14 protein-coding genes are annotated in these 15,397 nt (G+C 55.3%); 9 read left to right on the top strand and 5 right to left on the bottom strand.

Annotated elements, in window-relative coordinates:
* Positions 1–117: 117 nt before the first annotated feature.
* The 3 genes from ACR3EH_RS21440 to ACR3EH_RS21430 form a co-directional block, all read right to left on the bottom strand.
* Complete coding sequence (locus ACR3EH_RS21440; protein WP_171676780.1) at positions 118–1,458, bottom strand: DUF7986 domain-containing protein; 1,341 nt, start codon at positions 1,456–1,458, stop codon at positions 118–120.
* Between the two features lie 120 nt (positions 1,459–1,578).
* Positions 1,579–1,851: a DUF6429 family protein gene (locus ACR3EH_RS21435; RefSeq protein WP_253762235.1), complete on the bottom strand. Its 273-nt coding sequence runs from the start codon at positions 1,849–1,851 to the stop codon at positions 1,579–1,581.
* On the bottom strand, positions 1,848–2,141 hold the full coding sequence (locus ACR3EH_RS21430) for a hypothetical protein (protein WP_371810755.1): 294 nt from the start codon (positions 2,139–2,141) through the stop codon (positions 1,848–1,850). The genes ACR3EH_RS21435 and ACR3EH_RS21430 overlap by 4 nt, the downstream gene beginning before the upstream one ends.
* A 296-nt stretch (positions 2,142–2,437) precedes the next feature.
* Here ACR3EH_RS21430 and ACR3EH_RS21425 point away from each other — a divergent pair, with 296 nt between their 5' ends.
* The 9 genes from ACR3EH_RS21425 to ACR3EH_RS21385 all read left to right on the top strand — a co-directional run bounded on the left by ACR3EH_RS21425 (position 2,438) and on the right by ACR3EH_RS21385 (position 11,992).
* Positions 2,438–2,707: a WGR domain-containing protein gene (locus ACR3EH_RS21425; RefSeq protein ID WP_253762233.1), complete on the top strand. Its 270-nt coding sequence runs from the start codon at positions 2,438–2,440 to the stop codon at positions 2,705–2,707.
* Between the two features lie 526 nt (positions 2,708–3,233).
* Positions 3,234–3,638, top strand: a complete 405-nt coding sequence (locus ACR3EH_RS21420; protein ID WP_253762224.1) for a DUF3768 domain-containing protein — start codon at positions 3,234–3,236, stop codon at positions 3,636–3,638.
* A gap of 253 nt (positions 3,639–3,891) precedes the next feature.
* Positions 3,892–5,757, top strand: a complete 1,866-nt coding sequence (locus ACR3EH_RS21415; protein ID WP_171676775.1) for a ParB/RepB/Spo0J family partition protein — start codon at positions 3,892–3,894, stop codon at positions 5,755–5,757.
* A gap of 74 nt (positions 5,758–5,831) precedes the next feature.
* Positions 5,832–6,470: a hypothetical protein gene (locus ACR3EH_RS21410; protein WP_480634876.1), complete on the top strand. Its 639-nt coding sequence runs from the start codon at positions 5,832–5,834 to the stop codon at positions 6,468–6,470.
* A 246-nt stretch (positions 6,471–6,716) separates the two neighbouring features.
* The gene (locus ACR3EH_RS21405; RefSeq protein ID WP_171676771.1) at positions 6,717–7,319 is read left to right on the top strand and encodes a class I SAM-dependent DNA methyltransferase; all 603 of its coding nucleotides are present in this window, start codon (positions 6,717–6,719) and stop codon (positions 7,317–7,319) included.
* Between the two features lie 632 nt (positions 7,320–7,951).
* Positions 7,952–8,152 (top strand): hypothetical protein, encoded by a 201-nt coding sequence (locus ACR3EH_RS21400; protein ID WP_171676770.1) that lies wholly within the window; start codon positions 7,952–7,954, stop codon positions 8,150–8,152.
* 469 nt (positions 8,153–8,621) lie between these two features.
* Complete coding sequence (locus tag ACR3EH_RS21395) at positions 8,622–9,041, top strand: ribbon-helix-helix protein, CopG family (protein WP_171676768.1); 420 nt, start codon at positions 8,622–8,624, stop codon at positions 9,039–9,041.
* Positions 9,038–10,867, top strand: coding sequence for a relaxase/mobilization nuclease domain-containing protein (locus tag ACR3EH_RS21390; protein WP_171676766.1), 1,830 nt, complete (start codon positions 9,038–9,040; stop codon positions 10,865–10,867). Before ACR3EH_RS21395 ends, ACR3EH_RS21390 begins: the two co-directional genes overlap by 4 nt.
* Before the next feature lie 87 nt (positions 10,868–10,954).
* Positions 10,955–11,992 carry a hypothetical protein gene (locus ACR3EH_RS21385; protein WP_170514426.1) on the top strand — a complete coding sequence of 346 codons (1,038 nt, stop codon included), beginning with the start codon at positions 10,955–10,957 and terminating at the stop codon, positions 11,990–11,992.
* Positions 11,993–12,241: 249 nt separating this feature from the next.
* Here the strand turns inward: ACR3EH_RS21385 and ACR3EH_RS21380 are convergent, their stop codons facing one another.
* Together ACR3EH_RS21380 and ACR3EH_RS21375 are read right to left on the bottom strand one after the other, a co-directional pair.
* On the bottom strand, positions 12,242–13,855 hold the full coding sequence (locus ACR3EH_RS21380; protein WP_171676764.1) for a mechanosensitive ion channel family protein: 1,614 nt from the start codon (positions 13,853–13,855) through the stop codon (positions 12,242–12,244).
* Positions 13,852–15,174 (bottom strand): mechanosensitive ion channel family protein, encoded by a 1,323-nt coding sequence (locus tag ACR3EH_RS21375; RefSeq protein WP_171676762.1) that lies wholly within the window; start codon positions 15,172–15,174, stop codon positions 13,852–13,854. The genes ACR3EH_RS21380 and ACR3EH_RS21375 overlap by 4 nt, the downstream gene beginning before the upstream one ends.
* Between the last annotated feature and the right edge of the window lie 223 nt (positions 15,175–15,397).

Genomic DNA, 15,397 nt, shown 5'->3' with positions numbered 1-15,397 from the left:
TTCTTAACGATCGCCGAGCCTGTGAAGAAACTTCGGGTGTTCCGAGACGCGCTGTGGCGGCAGTTTCTCTGCAGACCGAATGCCCGAACACGGACCACGTCTCAGCACCGCGCGGGATTATTTCCGGTATTCTGACAGCCCAAGCTCGTCCCACATCCAGCCGAAATCATAGTCTGCAACGGGCGAGCCTGTCTGTCGGGCACTGCGGTTCTCAATTGTCTTCAACCAGTCAATGACTTTGTTCTTACCCTTGGCACTGCGAACGGCCTGGCGCGGGGTCTTGTCTCCCAGCGCCGGGATTGGCTGGTCGAGCGTCTCACGGTAATGCTGATCGAGATACTCCTGGGCGAGTTGCCGGGCTAGGGCAGGGGGGATGTCCTCATCTGCAGCGAGTCCGGTCTCCGGTTTTTCCTCTGCCATCATCTGTTCGACGGTCTGGATCGCTGTCAGCGGCGGCTTCACCAGATCACCTAGCAGCTCAAGGATGTATGCTTCGCCGCGTCTCGCACGCGCGACTGAATCTACAGATAGCGTCAGCGCCCTGCCTTTCAGGGACAGAGACCCGAGGACGGCAGCGCCAGACATCGACTTGTCCAGGACCAGGCCGGTCCCGCGTCGCGGACGGCTTGCGTTGTCCAAAGCCAGCCACGTCCATTCTTTCTGACCCGAGGCCACGAGTTCATCGGCCTGCAACAGTCTCTCTGAAACCCGGTTTTGTGTAACCCCGGTGACAAGCGGGAAGCGCAGCTCGTGGAAGATCAGGTCGTCGCCATCGCTGTTGCTGATCTGCGGTGGTACCGGATCCAGCAGGTTTGGCAGATGTGCAAAGAGCCAGGCATTGGCAAAAAGTGGTGCAGAGCGCCCTAACTGGTCCTGCGTCAGTCTCAGGTCATCATCAGCGTTCAGCTTCAAGACGGACCGAAGCCCATCTTCGAAGAACGCAACGGCATCGGCGTTGAACGGAAGCAGTGCGCCTGAGATTACATTGTGATCGCCCTGCGGGACGATCCGAACAGCGATGCGGTCCCATTGCTGCAACATTTGCGTAGCACTGTGTTCCCGAACGGTGACGGGGTCCGCGTCTGAGAGCAGATCCGTCAGCACCATCGATTTGCCTGGTACGATCTTGCTGACCTCATAAAGGCTGACCGGCGCGTCCCGCAATCCGGCGATATAAGCTCGGGTCTGGGCACTCTCCTTCGATCCCTGTCGCTTCAGATAGACATCAGCAGCGTTTTCACTAGCCGGTCCGAATGTCCTGCCCAGCAGATCTTCCAGCCCGCCACCCCTCAGGACTATTGGCCAATCGTCGCCAAGCACTTCGCCCAGCACTTCGAAGTCGAGATCGAATGTCTCGAGGGCTGGCAGAAAATGCTCTTCCAGGACATCCGCAAGCCGCTCGTGCCAAATGTCATCGCGGGTGATGAACCTTATGAGCCTGTCAAGATCATGTCCCATCGACCTGCGCCTTTCATCATCAATTGCCGAACAGCTGCGACCTAGCGCAGATTGTTGCCATCAGCCAGATGTGAGACCTGCACTGGCGCAGATTGACTCGGCGGTCATGCAGCGGAAACGCTATTGCCCAGGCTTCTGAACAAAGAGTTCTGTGAAGAGCGCTTCTGATCGGCGCAGCCCATCCTCGGTCAACACCACTGACTTCACCTTCCCTTTAGGGTCCAGGATCAATCCTTTCTGGTGCAAGCGGTTGAGCGCGCCCCAGTCAAAACCTTTCCAGGCACGCCGCTCGTCATGCAGTGTCAACCAAAGCAATGCCAGAACCGCGTCATCTACCTTGTCTTCGTCGAGTTCCATGACAACAGTGGAGGCAATCAAGGTCGGGTCCGTCAAGGTTTATTGCTGTCGATCCAGCGGGACATCATAGAGCGATCCCGAAAGCACTCGTCGGGTACAGCGCGACGCCTGATCCGCGCAATACGCTCGGCGAAAGCCACCTGTTTGGAGCTTGGTCGGGTATCGCGGACGCGCGGCATAGAGCGCTGTGTGTCAATCCACTGGCTCAAAGCCCGGCGATCCTGCTGGATCTCCCAGGGTAGAACCACGTTCTGCAGCTCTGCGATTTTACGTGCGTAAGCGAGTTGTTTGGCGGTTGCTGGCAGTGTTGCCTGTGTCTCTGAAATGGCAGTTTCGGACATCTGCTTTCCCCTTCGACGGTTCTGTAATTCTTAGAACAAAAGAGGGGTAAAAGCAAGTATGTTGTGGACAGAGCCATCTAGTACACAAGATGTAGTGCTGGTATGTTTCTGGCGGGCTGAAAGCAATTCAGAGCACCCCACTGCTGACAGTGTCAGTCAAAAAGTAGGCAGAGACCCGCGCCTGACAGGCCGATGTTCGTTCAGCAGGTGGAGGTCCCATTGAGGATCAGAATCCATTCCGACGAATGGATCTTGCAAAGTCATTGGACAGGCGGTCTGAATTGACCGACAATCCCGTCATGGAGCTGACAGACACCACACCTGTCCACCTGATCCATGTGGATCCAGACGTCAACATGGCGCGGTTCTATGGAATAGAGTTGCAGCCGACGCTGTTTGGGGAAGTGTCTGTTCTTCGCACCTGGGGACGTATTGGCACAAACGGGCAAGCCATGATGGTGACGTATGATGACGAAGCCCTTGCTAGTGAAGCGCTCCATAATCTCGAACAGCAAAAGCTCCGTCGAGGGTATGTTCCGGTCGGTGAGTGACTTCGGGCTGCAATTTGTTTCTTTGGCAAATCCCGAGCCTGTCGGCTCGTGAGCGTGCTCTTGGTTCCAGCCGGCAGGCCGGCTTCCACCCAGAACACCCCTGCATGATCTCCCTGACGCAATAGCCCCTGAACCGTCTTTTGCGAGCCGGGGCAGGGGCCTTGGATCATGGTCGGTTCATGCTGTGGTGATCTGCCCATGCGGGTTTCGATCCCTTTTGCGCTTCCGCAGGATCAAAGATCCCTTGGCTTCTTTTGTTGGTCAGGCGGGATTTGGACAAGCCAAACGCCACCCGACGTCAGGGGGAAGGCGCGGCCTCCCCCCTCGGACAAGACAAATAGACAAGACCGTGTCCTCGCGCGCCTGCGCTGCGGGCCGCACCACTCTTGTCGATTTGTCCTGTCTCGCCCCTCTCCGCGTTCGCCACGTGGCAGGTTTTAGAGACGACGCCCTTTCAGGGCTTTGCTCAAAACCAGCACCAAAGGGGATCAGCCCCGGAGGTCGCACCACAAAAGGAGAGACGGTTTTGAACATCGAAGCGACAAAAGAAATCGAGACTGACGCGAGCCTGCAGGCGGCAGAGATTGTGGCCCAGAATGACCTGTTTCGGAAAGCCCTGATTGATCCGAACGCAGCAATCGAGATGCATTCTAAGGGAATTCAGGGTCAGGTTTTTGTCACGCCCGGCGTGTCAGGCGAAGGGCCGGAGTTCCAGGCAGCGGCACTGGCGGCCGTGTCCACGGATACGCACTTTGCCGAAGGCAATGACCCCTATGGCGATCACACTTTTGGGGCGGTGACAGTCCGTGACCAGAAGCTGTTCTGGAAGATCGACCTTTACGACGCGGACTACAAATACGGCTCCGACCGTCCGTTTGATCCGGCAGTCACGCGCCGCGTTCTGACCATCATGTGCCCCAGCGAATACTGAGACCAGCCTTGTCCCAAAGGGACTGGGTCTGCACGTGCAACCTGCGCAGGAAAGGAGGTGAAATCATGCCTGCAAATATCATCGAACAGCGAACACGTGAAGCTGCGGAATTGCTCAAGAAGGGAGGCCTGTCTGCAAACATCGCCCTCCGCTTCTTGAAACAACACGTAGCCGCTTAAGCGGCCCCGCCTTACCCCCAAGGGGGTAGGGCACCCTTACCACGATCTCAAACTCTGAAACAAGGATTTGCCCCATGAGCAAACTTGAAACATTCGCCGCACCGGAAACCATCGAAACTGTTGCCCTGTCTGATCTCTACCTGTCTGACATCAACCCCCGTCAGGAGGTTGCGGAGGAAGGCATTGCCCTCTTGGCCGACAGTCTGGTCATGTGCGGCCTGATCCAGAACCTGAGCGGGTTGCGCGATGCGGATGGCAAAGTCGCTATCGTTGCCGGTGGTCGCCGCTTGCGCGCCTTGAACATCGCTGTGACCGAGCGCGCCGATCTGGCACAGGTTCCCGTTAAGGTCACGGACAACGCGTTTGTTGCAGAGCAATGGGCCAATGCAGAAAACACCGCCCGCGAAGAACTGGACCCGGTGGACGAGGTCCGCGCTTATGGCAAGATGGCCGAGAAATCCCTGTCTGTTGCCAAGATCAGCAATGCGTTTGGCGTGACGGAGGCCCATGTGCGCCGCCGCCTCGCGCTTGCCTGTCTGCCCATCGCCGTTCTTGACGCGCTCAAGGCCGGTGAGATCAGCATGGGGCTGGCCAAAGCCATGACGGTCAGCACCGAAGAAGAGAAAATTCTGGAGGTTCTGGAACAGGCCAAAGACTGCCGGTGGTTCAGTGAGCATGATGTTAAACAAGCCCTCACGTCCGAAGCGGTCAGCAGCACCAATCGAAAGGCAGTGTTTGTGGGACAGGAGGCCTATGTTGAAGCCGGTGGCACGGTCACTGCTGATCTCTTTGCTGATGAAACCCTATTCAACGAGGGCGAGCTACTGGATCATCTGTTTGCTGAGAAACTGGCGGCAGAAGCGGAAAAGCTGCGTGAAGCGGAAGGCTGGGACTGGGTGGACACCCATGATGAAAGCTACATTCCCTATGGGTTCTCGGGGACCGAAGGCATGCACCGTCTTGAGATGGTGAGCCGGGACTTCACGGAAAAACAGGCCGAACGGTATGACGAACTTGCCGAACTCCATGAAGCCGAGGCTCTGGACGAGGCTGGCGACAAGGAACTTGCAACGCTCGAAGACTATGCCGCGCCGTTCTATTCTGACGAGCAACGCAAGCTGTCCGGCGTGTTTGTCTATGTCGGCAACACTGGCGAGATCAAAACATCATCGGCCTATGTCGCGGGAGAACATGTGCAGGCCGCCATTGAGGCCGGTGTTCTGGAACCAGTCAAAGAGACAGAGGTCAAAGAAACACCGAAACCGGCTTATTCGCAGAAGTTCATCGACGACATGGTAGCGATCCGGCTGGCAGCAGTGCAGACGGCCCTGCTGGACAAGCCGGATTATGTGCTGAGCCTGTTTGCCTTCTATGCCACCCCGGCCTCCGGTCTGACCTGCAACCTGTTCGGGTTTGGCTATGGTGGCGCTGAACGGAACACGCCCGAGGTCGATGACCAGTTCATCCTCGACCCCCGCCTTGGCGGGGAACAGGATGCGGCGGCAGAGGCAGCCTATGACCAGTTCCACGAGATGGCCGCAAAAGGCAGCGTGGAGGCGTTCAAAGCGTTTCGCGATCTGGGCAAGAAAACCCGCAACGGTGAGATCACAGCCTTTCTGGCCCGGCGGTTCCTGACCCAACGCCCAGAGTTCATGGCTGAGATCGAGGCTGAGATTGGAGCAGACATCCGCGCGATCTGGACACCTTCGGCTGAGAATTGCTTCAAGCGGCTGAAAGGCTGGCAGCTGGATGACCTCTATAAAGACCTGCTGGATTTGCACATAGATACCGACATGTTCAAAACCTTCGCGAAATCCAAGAAGGGCGCGAAGAACGAAGCGATGCACAAGCTCTTCAATGATCCAGAGCATCAAAAGGCACTGGGCGTGACCGAGGCACAGAGAGCCCGGATCGATGCTTGGGTACCTGAGTGCTTCTGAACCAGCAGGGCAGGGCGCATAACGCCCTGCCAATCAATCTCCGGCTGTGTCAGCCGCAATGATGAAAACTCAAAGTGGCATTGCGTGAACAACCCGTCGAGACTATCCATCAAAGGCCGGTCGCCTATCACATTTTCAAAGGCAAGAACTTCGCAGAAACGGATTTGGAAAACCCCATGAAAACCCCATCGAACAAGCTCGAGAAAGCCGCCCGCCGTGTTTGGAAGTCCGCGCAGATGTTTGTCGGGTTTCATACGGATCAGAAGGGCAAGCCGCGCACACAGCCGAAGCTCTGGCCGCCAAAAAACGGGAGCGCGTCGATCCATGGTGATCCCAGCGCGCAGGAGGCCATCGTGGTCGTCAAAGCCGCTGATCCGGACGAGGTACAGGACGTGCAGATCAAGCTGCACCCAAACCGCATTGTTGTGCGCCGCGATGCAGATGCCTGGTGGCAGGGTGTCGCTGTAGATGAGCATACCGTGACAGTTCGAATGGCCGACAACACCATCATCGAAATCCGCCATGACGGATCGGTGAAGCGCCGCTCGGCAGAAGATGAAACCCATGTCGAAGCTGATGGCAGCATCTTCAAGTTCACGGAGTTTGCCGAGGCGCATATGACGGGTGACGGGGTGGAAATGACCCGCCGTACTGAGGATCGCATTGCCACGATCACAGCCGATGGTGTTGTCGATCGCGCGCGCAGGCGGTAGCCTGATCTCAATACCTCAAGACTTTCCTTTGGTTAAACTTGCGGCCCGCTTCGGTGGGCCTCTTTCTTGTGTGCAAGATCGTCGGCAGAGGCTTGCCGAGGTCGCCTCTATTCCCTCCATATGCCATTCCAAACCCATGTTGACTGTTGTCGCCAACCTAGCCAATGTCGCGCGTTCGTATCGATGCGTCTGCGTCAGCGCAGATGTGTTGGGGCCGATGCAAACCCACAAGGAAACGCAAGCAACATGACTGATGACTGGAACGACTATGCCGATGGTTGGGACGACAATAGCGACGTCAGACGCTATGCGCGTCGCGCTTTTGCCTCGCTCGACGACCACTTGAGTCTCCGTGGGAAGGATTGGCAATCAAATCGCGTGCTCGACTTTGGATGTGGCACCGGATTGCTGACGGAGAAGATTGCACCGCATGTGGAGGAAGTTGTCGCGGTTGATACTTCGGAGAATATGATTGCGGTCCTGCACGAAAAGCAGCTGCACAATGTTAGAGCAGTGCATGGAGATATTCTGGCTGGAGATGTTCCGGGGCTCAAGAACGGGTTTTCAGGTTTCGATTTGATCTGCGCTTCATCCGTTTGCGCCTTTCTTCCCGATTACAGTAGCGCTGTGGCAGTGCTAGCGGGCTTGCTCAACAAAGGCGGGCATTTGGTTCAGTGGGATTGGCAAGCGTCAGATGATGGCGGTTTCGGATTGACGTTGAATCAAATGAAAGCCGCGTTGGAGGCGGCAAGGCTTGGTTCACTTCGCGTCGAACGGATATTCGAGTTCAAATCTGATGAGCAAGTCATGCCTGTTTTGATTGGAGCGGGGATTCGAAATACAGACTGATCTTGTGTTTGGATGAGTGAACAACCATTGCGCCCAATTACCTGACCTTTGGTGTGGCTCGGGCAGCAAAGTTCAACTTAGAGATTTAGCACCGGTTATTGGTCAGACTCCGCCATTTCAAATTGTGTCCGGCTGATCACCTGATCCGCACAAGCGCGGATCAGGGCCGGACCGTCCGGTCTTTGGCCTCCGCCATTTGGAATGCGCGGCTTGCACCGCCGGTGATCCTCCCTCCTTTGCTGCGAGGGTCATACCGGCCCAGAAAGGCCACCCGGACCCGGAGCTGAACACTGCGCCTGTGTCGGACCGAAGCGATGTTGCTGCCATTTACTGCATCGCTTCGTTCAGATGCCTCGCGTGCAGCGATCCCAGAATGCCTTGCCTGTTCACTTGGCCTGACAGTTTCGGGCCCGTTGCCGGAGAAGATCCTCAGCTGCCCGTGTTTCTGTGGTGATGAACATAAGCGAGCAGTCGGGAAAGACGCGCGGTGCCCGGACCGGGTACCGCGCTTCAACAGGGAATATCCCCTGCGCCTGCGGCGCATTCCGCGCGGAGCAAATTACCTGCTGACATCCCCTTTTGTGCTCACTTTTCCCATGTTCATCGAAACACGCCATAGCGAGGATCAAACAATGGCAACTCAAACACTGAAACTGAACGTCAAGACCGGTGAAAAAGAGGGCAAGACATTCTGGGACCGATGCGGGGTGCTCTTCGTCCATACCGATGAGACCGGAAACATCACCTCGATCCAGGTCAGGCACAGCATGTTCCCCGGCGTCGAGATGGTGGCCTTCCCAAAACGCACCGATGACGATCGCGTCACCGAATGACGAGAGGGCAGGGCGGCGCAAGCCGCCCTTTCTTCTGCTCCGGCCAAAGGCCGGACCACATACGCGCCACAGGTGGCGCGCGGTCCTAAGACCGGGCAGCGGTGTCGATCTGCCCCAATGCGGCAGCAGACAACCCTGCCAGACCCGCCGCGCAGGCGGCGGGAAACTGAGCGCGCCCAGGCGCGCGGAAAATGCAGATTGCATTTAACGTGCCGGAAAGTGACGGGCGCTGTTCGGGCAGCTCCCGCTTTGCGTGATTGCCCTGCGCCAGTCCACCGGCACCCACGCCTGTTTAAGGAAAAGGGGCGGAACCCTTTTCCCGGCGTGGAAATAGCCTCCAAGAGCAAAACTGTTCCGGGGGCAATTTGAGAAAATGCGGATTTCTAAAATCACCCCCGGTTTCCTCTTGGAGAGTATGACAGGATAAGGTAGTTGTGTTACAAACTCGAAATACAACCTGAGGTATACATTGAGCAAGCCAGCCGACACCACTGTCTTTTCCGTGCGCTTGCCTTTGGATGCATTGGCGCGTCTGGAGGAGGCCGTGGGCGCGCTCGGGGCCAAGAGCCGCAACCAGATCATCCAGCGTCTGATCTATCGTCTGATCGGGTATCTCGATCCTGACCCCGCTGTTGTGGATCTCTGGCAGACGCACTTGCGGCAGGTTCAGGGTGGATACACCAACCTCAATCAACTGGCGAAATCGGCCAAGCGCGGCACGGTGATCTGGACGGATGACGACCGGCGCGATGTCGAAAATCTCCATCGTGCGATCATCCAGCACCGGCAAGACCTGAAAGCGCTGATCACAGCGGCCCGCCGAAATCGAGAACCGGAGGCCGCCATTCGCCGGATCTTGCGCGACGATGATTGGACATCTGAAGTATGAATGTCGCGGCTCGCAATCTGACAGCAGAGGATTTCCTGGAGCTTGCCTTCCGGGAAGCGCAGAAGGGTATCGATCGATCCAAGCAGATCAGCCTGCAGCTGCAGACCGCCAAGCGCATGAAGTTCATGATCTCGCGGGCCTCATCCATCAAGGCGCGGCTGGGTGCTGTGGTCGGAAAGCCCGAGGCGGTTGTGAAACACGTCCGCAAAGGTGGGGTGAACAACGCCCATGAGCTGCGCCGCCAGATCAACTATCTGACCGTCAGGGTAGAAGGCGTATTAGACATCCGGGACAATGGCGTGACCCCGCTCGATGCGGATCAGGTCATTGATTTGATTGAGACTTGGGCCGAGGATTTCAACGGGAAAACCAATTACGGGTATACCCGTCACATGATCGTTTCTTTTCCCGAAGGCACCTATCCAGACGCCGCGCATGAGGCGGGCTTGGAGTTCGCGGATCGTCTATTTGGGAGCGGTGATTTTGGCGATACCTGGGACTATCTGACCGTGTTCCACAACGACACCGACAACCCCCATGTCCACATCGTTGTGAACAACCGGGGCGTCGAGCATGGTCAGTGGCTTGCTATGGGCATGAGCAGCGAGATGAACATCGACGTTCAGCGCGCCATCCAGGTTGAGGTTGCCGAAGGATACGGCATTGAGCTGACCGCGACGACCCGCCTTGAGCGCGGTTTGCGGCAGGAAGTGGAGACCGACACGTGGAAAGTTCAGGCCGGACTGTCACTTGTTGAAAGCACTCCGGAGGTTGAAGTTAAGGCCCGCGACATGGCCGGTGATGTGATGACTCTCTCCATCGCAAGAATGTCGGATCTGTTTGATGAGCGCGCCAACGCCATCAAGGACCGGATCGAAGAGTTTGCCATCCAACTCGTAGAGGGAGACGAACCAGTGGTTTCGCGCATGGAACATCTATTGGATCAAGCCCATCATTTTGATGATTACGGCGCGCCGGGAGACCCGTCTTACGTGTCGCCCGAGGTCATGAGCAACCTGCGGCGACACATCGAAACAGGTGGGTCTGAGGATACGATAGCGCCCGAACTAAAGGCTCAGGTTGTTGCCCATATCAACAACGTTCGGGACAACGAACAGAGCCACCCGTATCTGTCGGCCCTTGCTGACATTGTCGATGACAAGGAGTTCCAGGCGTCCGCTGATTATGCCCCGGCAGCACGCCGCTACGAGGTCTATATGCAGGACACCTTGGGCGAGGGGGCCTATGAGGACTTCCAGTCTCAGACCAAAGAATTGCTGCAATCAATCGACAAGATGGAAGGTCTTGCTCGTGAGGTTGACGACCCAAATCTGCGTGTCGCTATGGACATTCAGATTGGCGAGATGAAAGGCGACGTTGCGGATCTGCGCACCAACGATCCGGACCTTCAAGCCTTCATCATCGAGGACCGGCGGTATGCAACGATGATGGATACCGCCGAAATGGATGTCTTGGATTACCCACAAGCCGCTGAGTGGTCCGAGATCCGCAAGGACGTTACAGAGACCGCCACCAGCTACGGCTTGGACGGCGAGGCGTTCATTGCCCGGTTTGGAGACCATCACAACGTCACCCTGGGCACAACAATGGGATGGCGCAGCGACGACATATCGACAGCTGCGGCTCACTTCAACAGTCAGGGTTTGCCTGACAGCTACGAGCGGGCCGAGGCCGTTGTCGATGAGCTGCACCAAACAGCCTCTACCAAGATCATCGCAATCTCCGAGGAACTTTCGAACGTCCACGCCCACGCCACTCATCCGCTCCTAGAGGGGCGCGGTGACGATGACGGACACAGCTTATAAGGACTTCGCCCGGTCTGCCTGATGCGCGCGCCAACGCCCCAGGCAGATCCATCACAGAGTTATCCATCAACTCGCAAAGGAAAAACTATGGTTTCGCGTACAGACTATCTTTTAAACGAAGTCGAACACTTCGCACCCTATTCCAAATTTGATCAATCTGCCCCGCGCGAGGATCGCGTTTCAGAGCAGATCGACATCATCAAGAAAGAGCAGCAGGCGATGGGCTATGATCGTGCAGCCATCGCCTCAAACAGCTTCGACATCGAGGACCAGGCCAACCGCCGAGTTGACGAACAAACGGCACAACAAGATCTGGTCGAAGAACTGAAAACCGAATTGGAGGCTGCGGAGCGATCAGGGGAGCCGGTAGATCTGAACGATATGCAGGCATTGGTGTCTCAACACATGAGTGATGCTCAGGAATACGACCTGTATCACCCCTACTATTCGTCCCTTGCGGATCTGTCGGGCGACAAAGAATTTCAGGAGTCCGACGACTACCAGTCGCCCGCTGATCGCTATGTTCAGTATATGCAATCCGCTCTGGGGCAGGCCGGTTTTGAGACCTACGAGCAACAGACCAAGGACATCATAAACTCCATCGAAAACATGGAGGCGCTTGCCCGAGAGGTTGAAGATCCACACTTGCGCGCCGCAATGGACGTCCAGATCGGAGAGCTGAAGGGCGATGTCGCAGAACTGCGCCCATACGATACTGACCTGCAGGCGTACACTGTTGCTGACGACAGTTACACCACATCCATGAATGCGGCCGAGTTGGACAACCTGGATCCGTCCGAGGCCGAGAAATGGCTGGCAGTGCGTGACGAAATTGTTGCAACCGCCAACAGCTTCGGTCTCGACGGAAACACCTTCCTGGCCCGCTACAACGATCATGACAGCGTTTCGGTTGGCGCAACGGCGACTTGGCGAGGAGCGGACATTTCTACCGCTGCTGCTCACTTCAACAGCCAAGGCGTTCCAGACAGCTACGCGCGCGCCGAGGCCGTTGTTGGTGAGCTGCACCAAGTTTCATCCAGCAAGATTGCCGCCGTGGTGCAAGAGATTGCCCATACCCGCGAACAGGCTACCCACGTCCATGAGTATGATGGACACAGTCTTTAACCACGGAGGACATGATAGATGATTGTTCGCGCCGGTGAATGTGTTGCCGGGAACAGCGAGACCACCGGGTTGGAGTAATGTGGGGTCTGTTCCGATTGGGACGGACTCTTGTCCTTGGACATTCCGGGCATTCGCTGCACCACGTTTGAATAGGCAAGAAGCGGACGGAGCAGACAAGCGTACTCAATCACCGTTTTTTACAACACGAAGCTCAAGAACCGACACTGAAAGCCAGTTGCTGAATGCGGTTTATTCAACTTGATGAGCAAGCTTTCCGTCCCATTCTTCTGTCGAAACCTTGGGTTCCGGCGGGTCTGCAATGTAGGACGGTGTCATTATCTGTGTTCCGTTTTCATTAAACACATCGACAATGTTTTCGCGCAAATCCGACAAAATCTTAGGCAAGCTCGATCCGCGCGAAGTGTATGCGTTGATCTCATAATTGATTGCGTAGTCAGCCAGCTGTGTCCAAAGGACAAAAGGTTCGGGGCTCTTTCTTAACCCTTGGGTTCGCTGAGCAGCTTCTATCAGCATCGCTTTAATTTTCTTTGGTGGCTCCTCGTATCCGATCCCTACTGTCGTGTGGACCAACAGCCCTCGGCCATCCACTTTGCGCGAATAGTTTACGACCTCGGAGTTGAGCAGCTGCGCATTTGGAATGCTTATCATCTCGTTCTTTATCGATTTAATCAGTGTTTCCATTAACTTGATCTCTGTTACGTCTCCGATCTTGTCGCCAACCTGAATGCGGTCACCGACGTTGGTACTGCGTCTGTAGATGACAAACAGACCGGCCATCATATTTGAAACAACGGTGTTCGAACCGAGCGAAACCATAATACCCGCCAAAATCGTCAAGCCCTGAAAAGCCCGGGAATCGGAACCAGGGATATAGGGGTACGCAAACACCAGCGCGATGACGATCACCAACGCGCGGAACAACATGTTAGTGGGGGCGATCCAATGATCCTCAAAGTCTTTCAGTTCGAAAGCCCCGTTCTCAAGGTTCTCAAAGAACAGGTCGAGACCGCGAATTGCCAACCTGGTCACAGCTGCGATGATTGCGAGCATGATCAAGTTGGGGACGTAACCAACAATTGCCAAAACAACGGTTACGAGTGGCTCACTTACGTACTTCAAGAGGATCTGGGCTATACCCTGCGTTTCGGCAAAGGAGAGCAGCACCAATGAAAGATAGTAGTAGAAAAAGAATAGAAAGAAGACCCACATCAATATGTGGATTGAATAGACTATAATCGATGCGATTGCCCTGCTTCTCAAGATCGATTTTGTGGCTTCCTCAACGCCTTCAGCCCTCTTTTCCAAGTTGTTTCTGATGTAGTCCAATAGCTTTCGCCGCTTCGCAAAAAACGCATACGAAGCGAGGGCAAAGACTGCCGTCCAAGCAAATGCAGCCATCGCACTATCTACTCTGCCTTCATTGGACCGAGCATCTCGGTATTGAAGGATCGCAGTTTCAATCGCTTCAGCCTGAAGCCCAGCCAGAACTTCAATAGCCATTTGTTCGTGCTCGGCGTCAGCTTGGGTAGTTATTGTAACCATTTGCCCGTCGACGCGTATCATTTTCCCAAATTCCGCGTCCGATACTTGAACCTGAACCGAAGCCCTCGTCGAAGCATCGGCGACCTGAGCAATCCGTTCCTCGATCTTTCTCGCCCGTTCGGTAGCGGGCAAAGCACTTGAGCCGCGAACCAAGAATAGCTCTTCGCCATCCACAATCACCGGCGCTATGAATTCGGGATCATTTCTTTCTTCGACAGGTGCGAGAATTTCTTCAGACTGAGCAAGCGCAACAGTGCAGGCAAATAGAAGCGGCAGGAACCATAACGTAAGAGCCCTCATGGTTTTACTCCTTCTACGGGAATTATGTGCACATCACGTTGCGGGAACGGTATGGATATACCTTCCGTGTCAAACCGCTCTTTCGCTTGACCAGTAAGGTCCCAATAGACAGTCCAATAGTCATCGGACTTGGACCATGGACGGCAGAAGATGTTAACGGAGTTGTCTCCCAACTCTCCCACGAAGATTTCAGGTTCCGGTGTTTTCAGACAAAGCTGGTGACGTGCGACCAAGTCCTTGAGGACTTCAATTGCTTGGGCAGCGTTGTCCGAATAAGCGATGCCAAAGACCAGATCGACCCTACGTTCTTCGGATGCGCTCACATTAGTTATTACGTCCCCCCAAATCTTGCTGTTGGGGACTATGATAATCTGGTTATCGAATGTTCTGATCTTGGTTGAAACCACCGACATCTCATCAACAAACCCAGATGAACCACCTACTTGGATATAGTCACCAGTATCGAACGGTTTGAGAACCATGATCATCAGACCGCTTGCGAGGTTGCCTAACGTTTCCTGCAAAGCAAAACCTAGGATGAACGACAAACCCCCAAGCACCGCAAACAGCGGTGTAACGTTAACTCCGAACAAAGCTAATACGACGAGAATGCCAAGGACGAAAACGGCCCAGTACACGGTGGTGGCGATGAAGCGTTTCAGCATTCTGGAAATAGTTGGAATTTTGTTCAGACCCCGTTCAGTGACCCGGCGCACCATACGCGCAACGAACATCATGGCCCAAACTGCCAGTAAAACGCCCATGCCAGCTATCAGCAGGCCGACGCCCCCGTCCCACGAGAACAACCAAGACCACGCGTTCTGAAAAAGCGTTTGAATATCGGTTGTTTTTAAGGCTCCTGTTTTCAATGCAAGAATGTAATCAGTGTGCGGTTCTAGATCTTCCGCCTTCGCGCCTTTCAGGGCCCATGCTTCGAGCACCAGACGATAGTTGTTGAGAATGTCTGATCCAGAGTCGTTCAAGGAGGACAACTGAGACCGCAAGGTGTCTTCCAGAGTTCCGCTCGCCGACCGAAGCTGCAAGTTTACTTGCGCGACTTCTTCGAGCCGAGAGCGCACATAACTCTGCCAAGTACCAGCAATCTGGGAAAGCTCTTCCGCAGTTAAGGGAACAAGTAGGATCTCGAGCTCGTCGGCCGCAATCATCTCACCTACGACTGCATCCATAAGATCGTCGCTTTCCACCTCCGAAACTTCTTGGTCCGCCTCAGCTTCCTGCGCGCCGGCAGGAAAAGCGCCTGATAACGCCGCAAACCAAAGGAATGACCAAATCGTCAACGTTTTTAGTGCTCGTCTCATCTATCTGTCCCCCACCTCTTTAGCAGTCGAAGAGAGCACACACAGACGCAACAAATCCAGAATTATGTTTATGTTTGAATGTTTCACTGTGACCAACAGATACTTTGTTTGGGTCTAACTCTAGATCTGACCACTCACCCGGATCAGCCGGAAATCTGCACTCTGCTGTAAACGCTCACGCCGGTTTGAGTAAGTTAGCCGAAAGCTTGAAGCCTAAGGCCAA

It is taken from the genome of Ruegeria sp. BG7 (genome assembly GCF_056535685.1).
Note: the sequence above shows the minus strand (reverse complement) of the source record. Positions and strands in the feature narration are given on the sequence as shown.